We start from the raw sequence: 14,700 nt of genomic DNA, 5'->3' as shown, positions 1-14,700 counted from the left end.
TGGGCGCCAAGGGATATCGTCAAGAGGACGAGAAGGGGGGTGTGAAGCGGCCGGCCGGCGGTCTCCTCGAAGACCACCGGCCGGCCGGGTGTGCGCCGACCCCGTCCCCACGGTGCGGCGCGCGGGTGGACCGCCGTCATCCGCTCGGGCGACGGTCCACGTTCATCAGGAGGTCCCGCTTCCCTGAGGAGCGGGCGGGGACGAGGCGAGTCCGAGTGCCGGAAGTACCGCGCACTCGACGAAGCGGGCGAGGAAGGCGTCCTCCGGGTACCGCCCCTCCAGGAGCGACCGGACGCGCATGATGCCGAGCACCTGTGCCGCCACGTAGTCGGCCGCGGGGTTCCGGGCGTCGATCTCCCCTCGCCGGACGGCGCGCTCGACCATCGCGTCGATCGCGACGATGGCCGGCGCGATCAGCGTGGAGCGCAGTGCGCAGAGCAGGTCGGGGTTCTGGAGGGCGGCGTGGCTGAGCGCGTGCATCAGGGCGGTGTCCTCGCCGGACGCCGCGTCCACCACCCGCGCCACCTCGTGCAGATCGCCGCTCAGGCTGCCGGTGTCGATGTCCGAGAACAAGGTCCTCCGGGTGCTGTGCAGCGCGGCTACGACCAGCTCGGGCTTGGAGCCCCACTGGCGGTAGAGCGTGGACTTCCCGCACCGGGTGCGCGAGGCGACGCCCTCCATCGTCAGCGAGTCGTAACCGCTCTCCCGCAGGAGATCCAGCACGGCTGTGTAGAGCTCCTGTGCGCGCTCCGGTGTGATCTTCGACCGTCGTGACGCGGGTACGGACTCCTGTGCTGAACCGGGCGACGGCATCTGCTTCCCTCTCTGCGACTCTGCGGCTGGGGACCCTCGATACGTCAGTGTACCGATACGCGCGTGTACCGATACGCCGCCGTATCGGTACACTGGCGTATCGATACGGCATGGACTGGCCATGCCGACGTCGTGACAGCGCAACCGTCAGCAAAGGGGCACGGGTGATGTACACCCGCAGCAAGCCTGCGGAGCGGGAGCCGGACGCCTCAGCCCGACCGCCCCTCGTCCGTGAGCTGCTACTGATAACCGGACTCTTCCTGGTCTACAAACTCGGCCGCCAGGCCGCGAACGGCCATGTCGAGGAGGCCTACCGCAACGCCGGACACGTCTGGAGCTTCGAACGAGTCCTCGGCCTTCCCGGTGAGGGAGCCGTACAGGGCGTTCTGCTGCACAGCCACACCCTCGTCCAGGCCGCGAACACCTACTACGCGACCGTGCACTTCCCGGCCACGGTGGCGTTCCTGGTCTGGCTGTACTGGCGCCGCCCGCGCCACTACGTCTGGTCACGACGGATCCTGGCCGCACTCACCGGTGCCGCGCTCGCCCTGCACCTGCTCTTCCCGCTCGCCCCGCCGCGCATGCTGCACGCGGCCGGCCTCGTCGACACCGGGCAGGTCTACGGCCCCTCGGTGTACGGCGAGACCCCCTCGACCGACTCGATGGCCAACCAGTTCGCGGCCATGCCCTCACTGCACTTCGGCTGGGCCCTGGCGGTCGCGGTCGGGCTGATCGTCGCCACCCGCTCGCGGTGGCGCCTGCTGTGGCTGCTGCACCCGCTGCTCACCCTGTTCGTCATCGTGGGCACCGCCAACCACTACTGGCTCGACGTGATCGTGGTCTCCGCCCTGCTCGCCGTCGCGTTCGCCGCCCTCAGGCTGCCGCACACACCGGTCCGTACTCAGCTGCCGTGGCCGACGGCCGTGCCGGCCCAGAGCTACGCGTCCCCCGCGTACGCACGATCCGGAGCGCGCCGATGAACGCCACACTCATAGCCGTCGCGCTCTCCCTCGTCTCCGCCGGCGCCTACGCGACCGCCGCGGTGGCGCAGGCCCGGCTCGCCGGCCGGACCGAGCCCTCCGCCGGAGCCCTGCGCATGATGGGCCGCGGGGCCTGGTGGTCGGCGGTCGGCCTGAACGCCGGCGGGGCGCTCCTGCACGTCGCCGCGCTGAAGTACGGACCTCTCACCCTGGTCCAGCCGCTCGGAGCGCTGACGCTCGTCGCAGCCGTCCCGCTCGGCGCCCGTGCCGCCGGCCGCCGGGTCAGCCGTACGGAATGGCGCGGCACGCTCCTCACCCTCGTCGGCCTGGCCGCGCTGCTCCTGGCGGCGGGTGGCGCCGCGCCGCACGACACGCTGAGCCTCCCCGAGGCGCTGGGCGTCGGGGCCGCGACCATGGCGCTCGTCGCCGCGCTCAGCCGCCCTGGCACCAGGCCCGGCCTCCGGCACGCCGCCGCCTCCGGTATCACGTCCGGGGTGGCCTCCGCCCTCACCCAGACCCTGACGGTCGCCGCGACCGACCACTCGGGCCCGCTGCTGAGCTGGCGGCTGGTGACCGTGGCGGTGCTGGTCTCCTTCTTCGCGCTGGGCGGCCTGATGCTGTCCCAGACCGCCTACCGGGGCGGTCTCGGCGCACCGCTCGCCGTGGTCACCCTCTCCAATCCGGTCGCCGCCGCCGCGATCGGGCTGATCCTGCTCGGCGAGCGCATCCAGGGCGGGGTGCTCGGCCTGGTCCCCGCGCTCATCGGGGTCGTGGCCGCCGTGCGGGGCGTGGTCCTGCTCAGCCGCGCACAGGTGCGGAGCGCGGCCGGGAGCGTTCCCCCGCCGGACGGCGCGGTCCCCGGCCGGGCTGTCACCAGGGCGCCGTCGAGGGTCGTCATCACCGGCCCCTCCGTCACGGCCCCACGCCCCGCCGAACCGCTCACACTGCACCCGGAACCGGTCGGGAGCCCCGGCGGCCACCGCTGAGGGCTGACCCGCGTAGGACAGGACAGTCCTCAGGAACCGTCCAGCTCGTCGATCGCCCCGGTCAGCCACCCTGTCCAGAACGTCTCGAGATCGATGCCCCCGCGCAGCACCAGACGACGCAGCCGGTCGTCCTCCGCCGTCCGCTCCGGAGGGAAGTCCCGCTTCTCGATCTCCAGGTACTCCGCCAGCTGCTCCTGGTGCAGCACCAGATGCCTGCGCAGTTCCCCGGCCAGTCCCGGGGCGCCCACCACGGCGGCTGCCCGCATCCTCAGCAGCAGCGGGTCGCGGACCGGCCTCGGGTTCTCGGCGAGCGACACCCAGGCCCTCAGCTCCTCGCGGCCCGCGGACAGCACCTCGTACTCCTTCCTCTGCCCACGCGCCGGCTGCGCGGCGGGCAGGACCCTGATGTGACCGGCCCGTTCCAGCTTTCCCAGCTCGCGGTAGATCTGCTGATGCGTGGACGGCCAGAAGTAGCCGATCGACCGGTCGAACCTGCGCGTCAGTTCGAGACCCGACGACGGCTTCTCGAGCAGGGCGGTGAGGATCGCGTGCGGGAGTGACATGCGTGCATCCTAGGGACGGCGGAAGCGGGTGATCACAGCTCCGCGGCGAGCTCCGTACCCTGGCGGATCGCACGCTTGGCGTCCAGCTCGGCCGCCACGTCCGCGCCGCCGATCAGATGCACCGGACGGCCCGCGGCGCGCAGTTCCTCGTACAGCTCCCGCCGCGGTTCCTGACCCGCGCACAGCACCACGGTGTCGACCGGCAGCAGGCGCTGCTCGCCGTCCACGGTGAGGTGCAGGCCCTCGTCGTCGATCAGGTCGTAGGACGCGCCCGCGATCATCGTCACGCCGCGGTGGCGCAGTTCGGTGCGGTGGATCCAGCCGGTGGTCTTCCCGAGACCGGCCCCGACCTTGCTCGCCTTGCGCTGGATCAGGTGCACCGTACGCGGGGACTTCGGGCGCTCCGGGGTCCGCAGACCGCCCCGGTCGGCGTAGTCCGTGTCCACGCCCCACTGCCGGAAGAAGACCTCCGGGTCCAGGCTCGCCGCGTCGCCCCCGTCGGTCAGGAACTCGGCGACGTCGAAGCCGATGCCCCCCGCGCCGACGACCGCCACCCGGTCGCCGACCTCCGCGCCGCCCCGCAGGACGTCCAGATAGCTGACGACGCCGGGATGCCCGACGCCGGGGATCGCGGGGGAGCGGGGCTCGACACCGGTGGCCAGGACGACCTCGTCGAAGCCGTCGAACGAGTCCGGGGTGGCCCGGGTGCCGAGCCGGAGCTCCACCCCCTCCTCCGCGAGCCGGGTACGGAAGTAGCGCAGTGTCTCGTCGAACTCCTCCTTGCCCGGGACCCGGCGCGCCACGTTCAGCTGGCCGCCGATCTCGTCGGCCGCGTCGAACAGCGTCACGGCGTGCCCGCGCTCGGCGGCCGTCACCGCGCATGCCAGCCCCGCCGGCCCGGCGCCGGCCACGGCGACGCGCTTGCGTACGCGGGTTGGCGAGAGGACCAGTTCGGTCTCGTGGCAGGCGCGCGGATTCACCAGACAGGAGGTGATCTGCAGGCTGAAGATGTGATCCAGACAGGCCTGGTTGCAGCCGATGCAGGTGTTGATCGCGTCCGCGCGCCCTTCGGCCGCCTTGGCGACGAAGTAGGGGTCGGCGAGGAAGGGCCTGGCCATCGACACCATGTCCGCACGCCCCGAGGCGAGGATCTCCTCGGCCAGCTCGGGGGTGTTGATGCGGTTGCTGGTCACCAGCGGTACGGATACCGCGCCGCGCACCTTCTCCGTCACCCAGGTGAAGGCGCCGCGCGGCACGGAGGTGGCGATCGTCGGGATGCGGGCCTCGTGCCAGCCGATCCCGGTGTTGATGATGGTCGCGCCGGCCGCCTCCACCTCGCGGGCGAGACGGACGACCTCGTCCAGAGTGGACCCACCGGGCACCAGGTCCAGCATGGACAGCCGGTAGATCAGGATGAAGTCGGGTCCGACCCGCTCACGGACGCGGCGCACGATCTCGACGGGGAGACGGATGCGGTTCTCGTACGAGCCGCCCCAGCGGTCCTCGCGGTGATTCGTCGCCGCGACGATGAACTCGTTGATCAGATAGCCCTCCGAGCCCATGATCTCGACGCCGTCGTACCCCGCGCGACGTGCCAGCTCCGCGGCCCTGACGAAGTCCTCGATGGTCTCCTCGACCTCGTCGTCGTCGAGGGCGTGCGGGGTGAATCCGCTGATCGGGGCCTTGAGCGCGCTCGGCGCCACCAGGTCCGGATGATGGGCGTAGCGCCCAAAGTGCAGGATCTGCATCGCGATCCGGCCGCCCGCCGCGTGCACGGCCGCCGTGACCTCGGCGTGCTGCTCCGCCTCGGCCTCGGTGGTCATCTTGGCGCCGCCGGGGAAGGAACACGCGCGCTCGCTGGGCGCGATCCCTCCGGTGACCATGAGCCCCACCCCGCCGAGTGCACGCTCCGCGTAGAACGCGGCCATCCGCTCGAAACCGCGCTCGACCTCCTCGAGACCGATGTGCATCGACCCCATCAGCACCCGGTTCGGGAGCGTGGTGAATCCGAGGTCGAGCGGGCTCAGCAGAGTGGGGTACGGGCTCATCCGGGTCTCCTCGCAGGTGTCGTCGAGCCAGTTGTAGACCACTCGAAGCCCTTTATGCAACTAGTTGCACAAGGGTGTACGTCGCAGTCCCCGCAAGGCCCGGTCCACGGATGGCGTAACACCATCGGCCTCCGCGCCCCGCTCCGGACGAGAGTGGATCCGTACGGCTCACCGCCGCTGCTCCTCCTTGTCGACAGGAGACACCTCATGGCTTGTATCAACCGACGTGATGTCGGCCTTCTCGCGCTCAGGGTCGGCACGGGAGCCGTCCTCGCGGCCCACGGCAGCCAGAAGCTGGGAGGGTGGTTCGGGGGCGGGGGCATCGAGGGGACCACCGCCGCGATGGAGGCCATGGGCTTCCACCCGCCGAAGCACAGCGCCCTGGCGGCCGGTCTCGGTGAGGCGGGTGGGGGGATCCTGCTGGCGCTCGGCCTCGCCACCCCCGCGGCGGGTGCCGCCGCGGCCGGCACGATGGCGGGTGCCGTCGCCGTGCACGCGCCCGCCGGCTTCTTCGCGATGGGCGGCGGCTACGAGTACCCGGCGTTCCTCGGCTTCGTCTCCGCCGCGATCGCGGTGACGGGTGCGGGCCGCTACTCCCTGGACCACGCCACCGGGCACGTCCTCGACCGGCCGTGGGTCATGGCGCTCGCGTTCGCGGGCAGTGCCCTCGGCGCGGCGGCCGTGGTCGGCCGCCGCGCCAAGGGGCAGGCCTCGCAGGACGGGCCGGCGGACGAGGACGCGTAGCCCTCCCGCATTGATCGCCGTTCGAGGGGCACCCGGCAGTGCATGAATGCGAACGCACTGTCGATGAACACACGCGGCCGGGCGAAGAGAGCCTCGCGCAGCCGGGCCATGGACATGGGTGCCCGCGCCGGGTTCGTGGCGCGCGGGGTGATCTATCTCCTGGTCGGGGTCCTGGCCCTGCGCATCGCCTTCTCCGACGGAGGCGGAGAACAGGCTGACCGCGGGGGCGCCATCGCGCAGATCGCCGGGCAGCCCTTCGGGACCGTCCTGCTCTGGGCGCTCGGTGTGGCACTGGCGGGGATGGCGCTGTGGCGGCTGTCCGAGGCGTTCTTCGGCCAGGCGGGTCCCGACGGCGACAAGGCCGGCAAGCGGGCCATGGCCGCCGCGCGCTTCGTCTTCTACGCCTTCGTGTCGTACTCCGTGCTCTCCTACGCGCTCGGCGACAAGGGCAGCGGCAGCGGATCGAGCGACCGTCAGACCGACGACGTCACGGCACGGGCCCTCGAATGGACCGGCGGCCAGTGGATCGTGGGGATCGCGGGTGCCGTAGTGGTCGGCGCGGGTGTGTGGATGGCGTACCGCGCCCTCGCACGCAAGTACCACAAGCACCTGAAGATGGGCGGAATGACGAGGAAGACCCGTCAGGCCGTCGACTTCGTGGGCATGTTCGGCGGCGCCGTCCGCGGTGCGGTCTTCGTGGCAGCGGGCGGGTTCGCCGTGGCCGCAGCCGTCCGTCACGAACCGGGCCGCGCCAAGGGCATGGACGACACCCTGCGCTCCTTCACCCAGACGCCCGTCGGGCCCTGGCTGCTCGTCCTGATCGCCGTCGGTCTGGCCGCCTTCGGCCTCTTCTCCTGGGCCAACGCCCGCTGGCGCAAGATCTGAACGGGACGCTGCCGGGCTCAGTCCAGTCCTCGCGCCTCCCTGAACCTGGCCAGCCCCTCGGCCAGCGTGACGACCGGCTCCGGGTAGTCGTAGTGGGCGCGCTCACGCTCCGGCAGTCTCCACGGCTCGTGCACGGCCGGACCGGAGATCCCCGCCAGCTCGGGAACCCAGCGGCGTACGTACGCGCCGTCCGGGTCGTACCGCTTGCCCTGCGTCACCGGATTGAGCACCCGGTTGGGCCGGCTGTCCGTGCCCGTCCCGGCCACCCACTGCCAGTTGAGCTGGTTGTTCGCGACGTCCCCGTCGACCAGCAGCTCCAGGAAGTGACGCGCTCCGGCCCGCCAGTCCACATACAGCGTCTTGGTGAGGAAGCTCGCCGCCAGCAGCCGCCCCCGGTTGTGCATCCAGCCCTCGTGGAGGAGCTGGCGCATGGCGGCGTCCACCACCGGATAGCCCGTGCGGCCCTCCTTCCAGGCGGCCGTCTCGTCCGCCGCCGCCCGCCCGGTCCGCCAGCGGTCCTGCCGCGGGCGGTAGTCGGAGCGGGCGGCCGCGGGGCGGGCGGCCAGGACCTGGTGGTGGAAGTCCCGCCAGCACACCTGGCGCACGAAGGCGTCCGCACCGGGTCCGCCCGCGGCGCGGGCACGGTGGACCACCTCGGCGGGGGAGAGCGTGCCGAAGTGCAGGTGCGGCGAGAGCCGCGAGGTGGCGTCGCCCGCGAGGTCGTCGTGACGGTCCTCGTACGACGCGAGCCCGTGACGGCGCCACGCGGCGAACAGCCTGCGCCCCTCGGCCTCCCCGCCCTCGGCCAGGCCCGGAGACAGTCCGCGTACGCCGGCTCGCGACGGCAGGGCGGCGGAGCCCGGGCCCACCGGTACGCGCACGGCGCGAGGCGCCCGGAACGGGGAGCGGAGCCCCTCCCCGGACCACCGGCGGAAGTACGGGGTGAAGACGGCGAAGTGGTCCCTGCCCGCTCCCGAGGGAACCACCGCACCGGGCGCGACCGCGTTGATCACCGCGTCGTGCACGCTCAGCCGGCACCCCATGGACGTGAGAGCCGCGCGCAGCCGCTCCTCCCGGCGCTGGGCGTAACCGCTGACGCCCGCCGCCGCATGGACCGAGTCCGCCCCCGTCTCGGTGACGAGCCGGCAGACCTCGTCGGCGACGTCCCCCTCGCGGACGACCAGACGCCCGCCGCGCTCGCGGAGGCCCGCGTCCAGGTCCCGGAGACAGTCGGCCAGGAAGGCGCGCCGGTTCGGAGGGCCGAACCCGGCGGCCTCCACGCCGTCGTCCAGAACGAAGAGGGGCACCACCTCGTCGGCCGAGGCGAGCGCCGAGTGCAGCGGCGGATGGTCGTGCAGCCGCAGGTCGGACGTGAACAGGACGATCGCCACGGTCATCGCGGACCACCGGCCGCTCCCCGGACCGCCGCACGTGCGATGTTGCGAGCCATCCCGCCGAAGACCAGCGCGTGGAAGGGCGACACGCTCCACCAGTACATGTGGCCGAGCAGCCCGGACGGATGGAAGAGGGCCCGCTGCCGGTAGCGCGACCGGCCGTCCTCGCCCTTCTCCGCGTACATCTCCAGCCAGGCCAGGCCGGGCAGCCGCATCTCCGCGCGCAGTCGGAGCAGCCGGCCCGGTTCGATCTCCTCGACCCGCCAGAAGTCCAGCGAGTCGCCGACCCTCAGCCGCTCGGCGTCCCGTCTGCCGCGGCGCAGGCCCACCCCGCCGACGAGCCGGTCCAGCCATCCCCTGACCGCCCAGGCCGCCGGGAACGAGTACCAGCCGTTCGCGCCGCCGATCCCCTCGACGACCCGCCACAGCGCCTCGGGGGAGGCGTCCACATCGCGCTCCCGCACATCGGTGTAGAGGCTCCCGCCCGCCCAGTCCGGGTCGGTGGGGAGCGGATCACTCGGAATGCCCGGGGTGGACGCGGAGGACCACCGTGTCGTCACCCGCGCCTCGCGGACCCTCTGCAGCGCGAGCGAGAGTGCCGTGGCGAAGGAGAAGGGCTGCCCGGGGCCGTCGGGGACATGGTCCGCGATGTCGTGTTCGTGGCACACGACTTCGTAGCGCAGGGACTCGGCGAGCGGGCGGGCGATCGACGCGGGCACGGGAGTGACCAGCCCGACCCAGTGACTGGACAGGCCCGGAGACAGCATCGGCACCGGCAGGATCAGCCGCCGCGGCAGCTCGGCGACCCGCGCGTACCTCTGCATCATGTCGCGGTACGTCATGACGTCGGGTCCGCCGATGTCGAAGGTGCGGTTCACCTCGGCGGGCATGTGCGCACTGCCCACGAGATAACGCAGTACGTCCCGCACGGCGATCGGCTGGATCCGCGTCGAGACCCAGCTGGGTGTGACCATGACCGGCAGCCGCTCGGTGAGATAGCGCAGCATCTCGAAGGAAGCCGAACCCGAACCGATGATGACCGCGGCGCGCAGCGCGGTCGTCGGTACGCCCGAACCGAGCAGGACGCGTCCGACCTCGGCGCGCGAGCGGAGATGCGGGGACAGCTCCTGCGTGGGGACGTCGGCGGGTGTGAGCCCGCCCAGATAGACGATGCGCCGGACGCCGGCTGCCATCGCCTGCTCGCCGAAGATCCGTGCCGCGTCGCGGTCGGTCCTCTCGAAGCCGGGCCCGGCGGCCAGCGCGTGGACCAGGTAGTACGCGATGTCGATGTCGCGCATCGCCGCGCTCAGGGACCCGGCGTCGGTCACGTCCCCCTTGACCACCTCCGCCTCGCCCGCCCACGGGTAGTCGCGCAGCTTCTCCGGGGTCCGCGCCAGGCAGCGGACCCGGTGGCCGGCCGCCAGCAGCTCGGGCACGAGGCGGCCCCCGATGTAGCCCGTCGCGCCCGTCACCAGACACCGCAGACCGCCGCTGTCGTCGTTGCTCGCCATTACGCCTCGCTCCGGCTCGTGTCTCCTTCGTCCACGGTGTCCCCGTGCGTGGGATTCCGCCCGCCGACGGGGTCCGGACACGCCGAAGCCCACCCCACCGGGTGGCGGAGGGGACAGGACTCAGCGGGGACCGGGCTTCTCGGTGGCCGTGCCCTTGATGACGCGCGGGTCGTGCGCTGCGTCGGCCGGCGGTTCCGCCGGGACGGTGGGGGAGATACCGTCGGTCTTCAGGGCCCGCGCCTCGCTCTTCAGGATCCGGGCCGACTTGCCCAGGGAGCGGGCGAGTTCGGGGAGCTTCCTGGCGCCGAATATCAGGACGGCGATGACGAGGAAGATCGCGATCTCGCTGATTCCGAACATGACGGCTGTCTTCTCCCCTGTGGGTGTGAGGCACTCTCCCGGCGGCCCGCGCTTCCCGGGCCGCAGTGGCGCGCCAAATCTACAACACTGTAGAAGGCTGCGGCAGGGCGTCTTCCGTCCTGGCCCCAGGTGCCCGTCGCCCGGCGGGGCGTGCGCCCTAGTATGGGGCGGTGGACAGAGCAGACGACCCTCGCATCGGATCGGGCGCGGAGACCGCGGGGCTGTCGGAGCTTCAGAACCTCGCCGTGGAACTGCGCCGGATGAACAGCGAGATCAACAGGCTGGTCCACGCCTTCGCGCATGCGCAGGGCCTGCACGCGACGGATGTACAGGCGCTCGGTGCGATCCTCGACGCGGATGCGCCCCTGACGCCCGGACGGCTGCGTGAGCACCTCGGTCTGACGTCCGGTGCGGTCACCGCGTGTCTGGACCGTCTCGAACGGTCGGGTCACATCAGGCGCGCGCGGGAGAGCTCCGACCGTCGTGTCGTGCATCTGTACTACGAGCCCGGGGCCAAGGCGGCCGCGAGATCGTTCTTCATGCCCCTCGCGGAAGCGGCGGCCGGTGCACGCTCCACCTCCGGGCCACAGGAGCTGGAGGCCACGCTGCGCTTCCTCGGCCGGATGAACGGCGAACTCGCGCGGATGCAGGTTCCTCGGCGCTGAACCGCCGTGCCGGTGGGAGAGTAAGCCGTGCGGCAATGTAATCTCAATGATTGAGATACATCATGATTGAGAGATCGCGGCCGACCCAGGAGTGCCATGTCCACCGCATCGAGGCCGGTCCGCCGGCTGATTCTTGTCCCAGTGTTCTTCGTTCTCGCCTGGCTCGTCGTCGGTGGCGCTTTCGGCTCGTACGCCGGGAAGCTCGGGGAAGTAGCCACCAACGACCAGGCCGCGTTCCTTCCGCAGAGCGCCGAGTCCACCCAGGTCGTCGAGGCCCAGAAGGCGTTCAGCCGGCAGGAGGCCGTGCCGGCCATCGTGGTCTGGACGTCGGCCGAGGACGGGAAGAAGCTCGGTCCGGAACAGCAGAAGGCGGCGACGGCCGCCCTCGCCTCGGCCGAGGGCGGGCCGGGAGTGGCCGGCCAGGTGAGTCCCGCACTGCCGTCCGAGGACCGCGAGGCGCTGGAAGGCGTCGTCCAGCTGAGGCCGGACCTGGGGGACGAACTCCCTGACGCCCTGGCCCATCTGCGCACCTCCGCGGAGAAGGTCCCGGGAACCGTGGTCGGGCTCGCGGGCCCCGCGGCCTCCCAGGCCGACCTGTCCGACGCCTTCGCCGGAATCGACGGGCTGCTGCTGGGCGTCGCCCTGGTGACCGTGCTCGTCATCCTGCTCCTGGTCTACCGGAGCGTCCTGCTCCCCCTGATCATCATCATCGGCGCGGTCTTCGCGCTCGGCGTCGCCTGCGCGATCGTCTACGTACTGGCGGACCACGACATCGTCCGGGTCGACGGCCAGGTCCAGGGCATCCTGTCGATCCTGGTCATCGGAGCCGCCACCGACTACGCGCTGCTGCTCACCGCGCGGTTCCGCGAGGAACTCGGGCGCAAGCCCGACAAGTGGACCGCGATGCGTGCCGCGCTCCGTGAGTCCGCCGGGCCCATCACGGCCAGCGCCGCCACCGTGGCCCTCGGGCTGCTCGCCCTCCTGCTCAGCGACCTGACCAACAACCGCGCCCTCGGGCCCGTGGGCGCCATCGGCATCGTGTGCTCGGTCCTGAGCGCCCTCACCTTCCTGCCCGCCGTCCTGGTCCTGCTCGGGAGGGCCGCGTACTGGCCGTCCGGGCCGAAGAAGGGCGAGACCGAGTCCGAGTCCGGGTCGAGGGGAATCTGGTCGAGGATCGCCGGACTGGTCGACCGCTCCCCGCGCAAGGTGTGGGCCGTCACGCTGATCGGCCTCCTGGCCTGTGCGGCCTTCATGCCGACGCTGAACTCCAAGGGAGTGCCCCTCCAGGAGATCTTCGTCAACGACGCGCCGTCCGTCGCCGCTCAGGAGACACTGGGCCGCCACTTCCCCGGCGGATCGGGCAACCCCGCCGTCGTGATCGCCGACGGGGACCGGTCGAAGCAGGTCGTCGCAGCCGCCCGGGAAGTCCCCGGTGTCGCGGGCGTCTCCGTGATGACGGCCTCCGGGCGCCCCGGCGGTGGGGACCCCCTCGTCGTGGACGGACGCGTCCGCATCGATGCCACCCTGGCCGACGCGGCGGACAGCGACGCCGCCAAGGAGGCGGTCACCCGGCTGCGCGACGCGGTGCACGCGGTGCCCGGAGCGCAGGCACTCGTCGGCGGCTACACCGCGCAGCAGTACGACACCCAGAGGACCGCCGAGCACGACCGCAACATCATCGTGCCGGTGGTGCTGGTCATCATTCTCGTCATCCTGATCGGCCTGCTCCGCTCGCTGCTGATGCCCCTGCTCCTCGTGGCCACGGTGGCGCTCAACTTCCTTGCCACCTTGGGTGTCTCGTCGCTGGTCTTCCAGCACGTCTTCGGCTTCAGCGGCACGGACTCCTCCGTGCCGCTGTACGGTTTCGTCTTCCTGGTCGCCCTCGGTGTGGACTACAACATCTTCCTGATGTCCCGGGTCCGCGAGGAGTCCCTGGTCCACGGCACCCGGCAGGGGGTACTGCGTGGGCTGACCACCACGGGTGGGGTCATCACATCGGCGGGGGTCGTCCTGGCGGCCACCTTCGCGGCGCTGGGCGTCATCCCCCTCGCCTTCCTCGTCCAGATCGCGTTCATCGTCGCGTTCGGCGTCCTGCTGGACACCCTGGTCGTGCGCTCGCTCCTGGTGCCCGCCCTGGTCAGGGACATCGGGCCCACCGCCTGGTGGCCGGGTGCGCTGAGCCGCGGCCGGCGGGAGGCGCCCGAGGGGGCGAAGTCCCTGTCGTAATCCGGCCATGTCCCGTCGGGACAGATGTCCCACTGGGACATTTAAAGGTGTACGATGCAGCTATGCATGACACAGGGAACGCCCCGGAACGGCGCAGCCGCAAGGCGCGCAGGACCCGGGACACGCTGGCGCAGAGCGCGTTCGATCTTGTACTCGAACGCGGTCTGCGGGGTGTGACGGTCGAGGAGATCGCGCAGGCGGCCGACGTCGACCGCCGCACCTTCAGCCGGTACTTCCCGAACAAGGAGGCCGCCGTCCTCGACGCAGTGCGGGGCGACGGCGACCGGATCAACCGAGCGCTCCGCGAGCGCCCCCTGGCCGAGCCACCGCTCACCGCCTACCGCCGGGCCGTCCTCGACTGGCTCGACGACACGGAGGCACAGCCCTGGCATCTTCGGCCGCGCATCTTCGACCTGCTGCTCATGGCCGAGGAGGAGCCCACTCTGTACGCGGCGTACCACCACATCCGTGTGGACGCCCAGGAGGAGTCGGTGGCGATTCTCGCGGAGCGCCTCGATGTCGACCCACGACAGGACCTTCGTCCCGCCGTGGCCGTCGCCGCGGGAGCCGGAGCGCTCCTGGCGGCCCAGGCGGCATGGGTACGGGGTGGCCGGCCGGCCGCCCTGCCCGAGTTCGTCGTACACGCCTTCGACGCCCTCTCCACGAACCTGCTGGAATCCCGGCAGGACGGGCCGGCGCCCCACAGCACCACGCAAGGAAGCACATCATGAGCACCAACCTCCCCACCGCCTACGAGGCGGAGTTCGCCGGCAAGGTCGCCCTCGTCACCGGCGGCGCGTCCGGCATCGGCCTCGCCCTCTCCCAGCGGCTCGCCGCGAGCGGCGCGACCGTCGTCGTCGCCGACTACAACGAGCAGAGCGCCCACAAGGCCGTCGACGACCTGAAGGCCACCGGCGCCAGTGCCGCCGCGGTAGCCCTCGACGTCACCGACCCCGCCTCCGTCGAGGCCGGCGTGCGGTTCGCCGTCGACACCTTCGGCGCCCTGCACCTCGCCGTGAACAACGCCGGTATCGGCGGTCCCGCGCAGCCCACCGGCGAGTACGGGATCGACGACTGGAACAGGGTCGTCGCCACCAACCTCAGCGGCGTCTTCTACTCGATGCGTTACGAGCTCCCGGCCATCCTCGCCTCGGGCGGCGGCGCCGTCGTCAACATGTCGTCGATCCTCGGCACCAACGGCTTCGCCGGCTCCCCGGCCTATGTCGCGGCCAAGCACGGCGTCGTCGGCCTCACCAAGACCGCCGCACTCGAATACGCCGCACAGAACGTGCGAATCAACGCGGTCGGCCCCGGCTTCATCGACACCCCGCTGCTCCGTGACACCGACAGTCCGGCACGCGACCACCTGATCTCCCTGCATCCGGCCGGCCGACTCGGCACGTCGGAAGAGGTCGCGGAGCTCACCGCCTTCCTGCTCTCCGACCGCGCCTCCTTCATCCACGGCAGCTACCACCTGGTGGACGGCGGCTACTCCGCTTCCTGATCCCCCGAGTGGCACACCGCC

Annotated in this window: 14 protein-coding genes; 8 read left to right on the top strand and 6 right to left on the bottom strand. The window is 71.7% G+C overall.

Annotated features, from left to right (window positions below):
* Nucleotides 1-165 precede the first annotated feature (165 nt).
* Nucleotides 166-813, bottom strand: a complete 648-nt coding sequence (locus tag ACIREO_RS07820; protein WP_404106441.1) for a TetR/AcrR family transcriptional regulator — start codon at nucleotides 811-813, stop codon at nucleotides 166-168.
* Between the two features lie 164 nt (nucleotides 814-977).
* On the opposite strand from ACIREO_RS07820, the gene ACIREO_RS07815 reads away from it, so the two are divergent.
* Together ACIREO_RS07815 and ACIREO_RS07810 are read left to right on the top strand one after the other, a co-directional pair.
* Complete coding sequence (locus tag ACIREO_RS07815) at nucleotides 978-1,793, top strand: phosphatase PAP2 family protein (RefSeq protein WP_404106440.1); 816 nt, start codon at nucleotides 978-980, stop codon at nucleotides 1,791-1,793.
* Complete coding sequence (locus tag ACIREO_RS07810) at nucleotides 1,790-2,779, top strand: hypothetical protein (RefSeq protein WP_404106438.1); 990 nt, start codon at nucleotides 1,790-1,792, stop codon at nucleotides 2,777-2,779. Before ACIREO_RS07815 ends, ACIREO_RS07810 begins: the two co-directional genes overlap by 4 nt.
* 29 nt (nucleotides 2,780-2,808) lie before the next feature.
* Here ACIREO_RS07810 and ACIREO_RS07805 read toward each other — a convergent pair whose 3' ends face one another.
* The gene (locus ACIREO_RS07805; RefSeq protein ID WP_404106436.1) at nucleotides 2,809-3,342 is read right to left on the bottom strand and encodes a PadR family transcriptional regulator; all 534 of its coding nucleotides are present in this window, start codon (nucleotides 3,340-3,342) and stop codon (nucleotides 2,809-2,811) included.
* 32 nt (nucleotides 3,343-3,374) lie between these two features.
* Nucleotides 3,375-5,390 carry an FAD-dependent oxidoreductase gene (locus ACIREO_RS07800; RefSeq protein ID WP_404106768.1) on the bottom strand — a complete coding sequence of 672 codons (2,016 nt, stop codon included), beginning with the start codon at nucleotides 5,388-5,390 and terminating at the stop codon, nucleotides 3,375-3,377.
* Nucleotides 5,391-5,597: 207 nt separating this feature from the next.
* Here ACIREO_RS07800 and ACIREO_RS07795 point away from each other — a divergent pair, with 207 nt between their 5' ends.
* Nucleotides 5,598-6,134 carry a DoxX family protein gene (locus ACIREO_RS07795; RefSeq protein WP_404106434.1) on the top strand — a complete coding sequence of 179 codons (537 nt, stop codon included), beginning with the start codon at nucleotides 5,598-5,600 and terminating at the stop codon, nucleotides 6,132-6,134.
* Nucleotides 6,135-6,176: 42 nt separating this feature from the next.
* A complete protein-coding gene (locus tag ACIREO_RS07790; protein WP_404106432.1) occupies nucleotides 6,177-7,019 on the top strand; it encodes a DUF1206 domain-containing protein in 843 nt (280 codons plus the stop codon).
* A 17-nt stretch (nucleotides 7,020-7,036) separates the two neighbouring features.
* Here the strand turns inward: ACIREO_RS07790 and ACIREO_RS07785 are convergent, their stop codons facing one another.
* The 3 genes from ACIREO_RS07785 to ACIREO_RS07775 form a co-directional block, all read right to left on the bottom strand.
* Complete coding sequence (locus tag ACIREO_RS07785; protein WP_404106431.1) at nucleotides 7,037-8,416, bottom strand: cryptochrome/photolyase family protein; 1,380 nt, start codon at nucleotides 8,414-8,416, stop codon at nucleotides 7,037-7,039.
* Nucleotides 8,413-9,924, bottom strand: a complete 1,512-nt coding sequence (locus tag ACIREO_RS07780; RefSeq protein ID WP_404106430.1) for an SDR family oxidoreductase — start codon at nucleotides 9,922-9,924, stop codon at nucleotides 8,413-8,415. Before ACIREO_RS07780 ends, ACIREO_RS07785 begins: the two co-directional genes overlap by 4 nt.
* Nucleotides 9,925-10,044: 120 nt before the next feature.
* Nucleotides 10,045-10,284 carry a twin-arginine translocase TatA/TatE family subunit gene (locus ACIREO_RS07775; RefSeq protein WP_404106429.1) on the bottom strand — a complete coding sequence of 80 codons (240 nt, stop codon included), beginning with the start codon at nucleotides 10,282-10,284 and terminating at the stop codon, nucleotides 10,045-10,047.
* Nucleotides 10,285-10,454: 170 nt separating this feature from the next.
* Here ACIREO_RS07775 and ACIREO_RS07770 point away from each other — a divergent pair, with 170 nt between their 5' ends.
* The 4 genes from ACIREO_RS07770 (at nucleotide 10,455) to ACIREO_RS07755 (ending at nucleotide 14,679) form a co-directional block, all read left to right on the top strand.
* Complete coding sequence (locus ACIREO_RS07770; protein ID WP_404106427.1) at nucleotides 10,455-10,949, top strand: MarR family winged helix-turn-helix transcriptional regulator; 495 nt, start codon at nucleotides 10,455-10,457, stop codon at nucleotides 10,947-10,949.
* A gap of 96 nt (nucleotides 10,950-11,045) precedes the next feature.
* Complete coding sequence (locus ACIREO_RS07765) at nucleotides 11,046-13,175, top strand: MMPL family transporter (RefSeq protein WP_404106425.1); 2,130 nt, start codon at nucleotides 11,046-11,048, stop codon at nucleotides 13,173-13,175.
* 62 nt (nucleotides 13,176-13,237) lie between these two features.
* On the top strand, nucleotides 13,238-13,906 hold the full coding sequence (locus ACIREO_RS07760) for a TetR family transcriptional regulator (protein WP_404106424.1): 669 nt from the start codon (nucleotides 13,238-13,240) through the stop codon (nucleotides 13,904-13,906).
* Nucleotides 13,903-14,679: an SDR family NAD(P)-dependent oxidoreductase gene (locus ACIREO_RS07755; protein ID WP_404106422.1), complete on the top strand. Its 777-nt coding sequence runs from the start codon at nucleotides 13,903-13,905 to the stop codon at nucleotides 14,677-14,679. The genes ACIREO_RS07760 and ACIREO_RS07755 overlap by 4 nt, the downstream gene beginning before the upstream one ends.
* Nucleotides 14,680-14,700: the final 21 nt, after the last annotated feature.

The organism is Streptomyces sp. NPDC102441, assembly GCF_044765585.1.
In the GTDB taxonomy this organism is placed as follows: Bacteria; Actinomycetota; Actinomycetes; order Streptomycetales; family Streptomycetaceae; genus Streptomyces.
This window is presented reverse-complemented; position numbering and strand designations above follow the sequence as displayed.

Excerpts from the sequence above, each read along its gene's own strand:
- ACIREO_RS07775 (WP_404106429.1), bottom strand. The coding sequence starts at position 10,284 with ATGTTCGGAATCAGCGAGATCGCGATCTTCCTCGTCATCGCCGTCCTG.
- ACIREO_RS07800 (WP_404106768.1), bottom strand. The coding sequence starts at position 5,390 with ATGAGCCCGTACCCCACTCTGCTGAGCCCGCTCGACCTCGGATTCACC.
- ACIREO_RS07760 (WP_404106424.1), top strand. The coding sequence starts at position 13,238 with ATGCATGACACAGGGAACGCCCCGGAACGGCGCAGCCGCAAGGCGCGC.
- ACIREO_RS07780 (WP_404106430.1), bottom strand. The coding sequence starts at position 9,924 with ATGGCGAGCAACGACGACAGCGGCGGTCTGCGGTGTCTGGTGACGGGC.
- ACIREO_RS07810 (WP_404106438.1), top strand. The coding sequence starts at position 1,790 with ATGAACGCCACACTCATAGCCGTCGCGCTCTCCCTCGTCTCCGCCGGC.
- ACIREO_RS07765 (WP_404106425.1), top strand. The coding sequence starts at position 11,046 with ATGTCCACCGCATCGAGGCCGGTCCGCCGGCTGATTCTTGTCCCAGTG.
- ACIREO_RS07795 (WP_404106434.1), top strand. The coding sequence starts at position 5,598 with ATGGCTTGTATCAACCGACGTGATGTCGGCCTTCTCGCGCTCAGGGTC.
- ACIREO_RS07755 (WP_404106422.1), top strand. The coding sequence starts at position 13,903 with ATGAGCACCAACCTCCCCACCGCCTACGAGGCGGAGTTCGCCGGCAAG.
- ACIREO_RS07820 (WP_404106441.1), bottom strand. The coding sequence starts at position 813 with ATGCCGTCGCCCGGTTCAGCACAGGAGTCCGTACCCGCGTCACGACGG.
- ACIREO_RS07805 (WP_404106436.1), bottom strand. The coding sequence starts at position 3,342 with ATGTCACTCCCGCACGCGATCCTCACCGCCCTGCTCGAGAAGCCGTCG.
- ACIREO_RS07785 (WP_404106431.1), bottom strand. The coding sequence starts at position 8,416 with ATGACCGTGGCGATCGTCCTGTTCACGTCCGACCTGCGGCTGCACGAC.
- ACIREO_RS07790 (WP_404106432.1), top strand. The coding sequence starts at position 6,177 with ATGAATGCGAACGCACTGTCGATGAACACACGCGGCCGGGCGAAGAGA.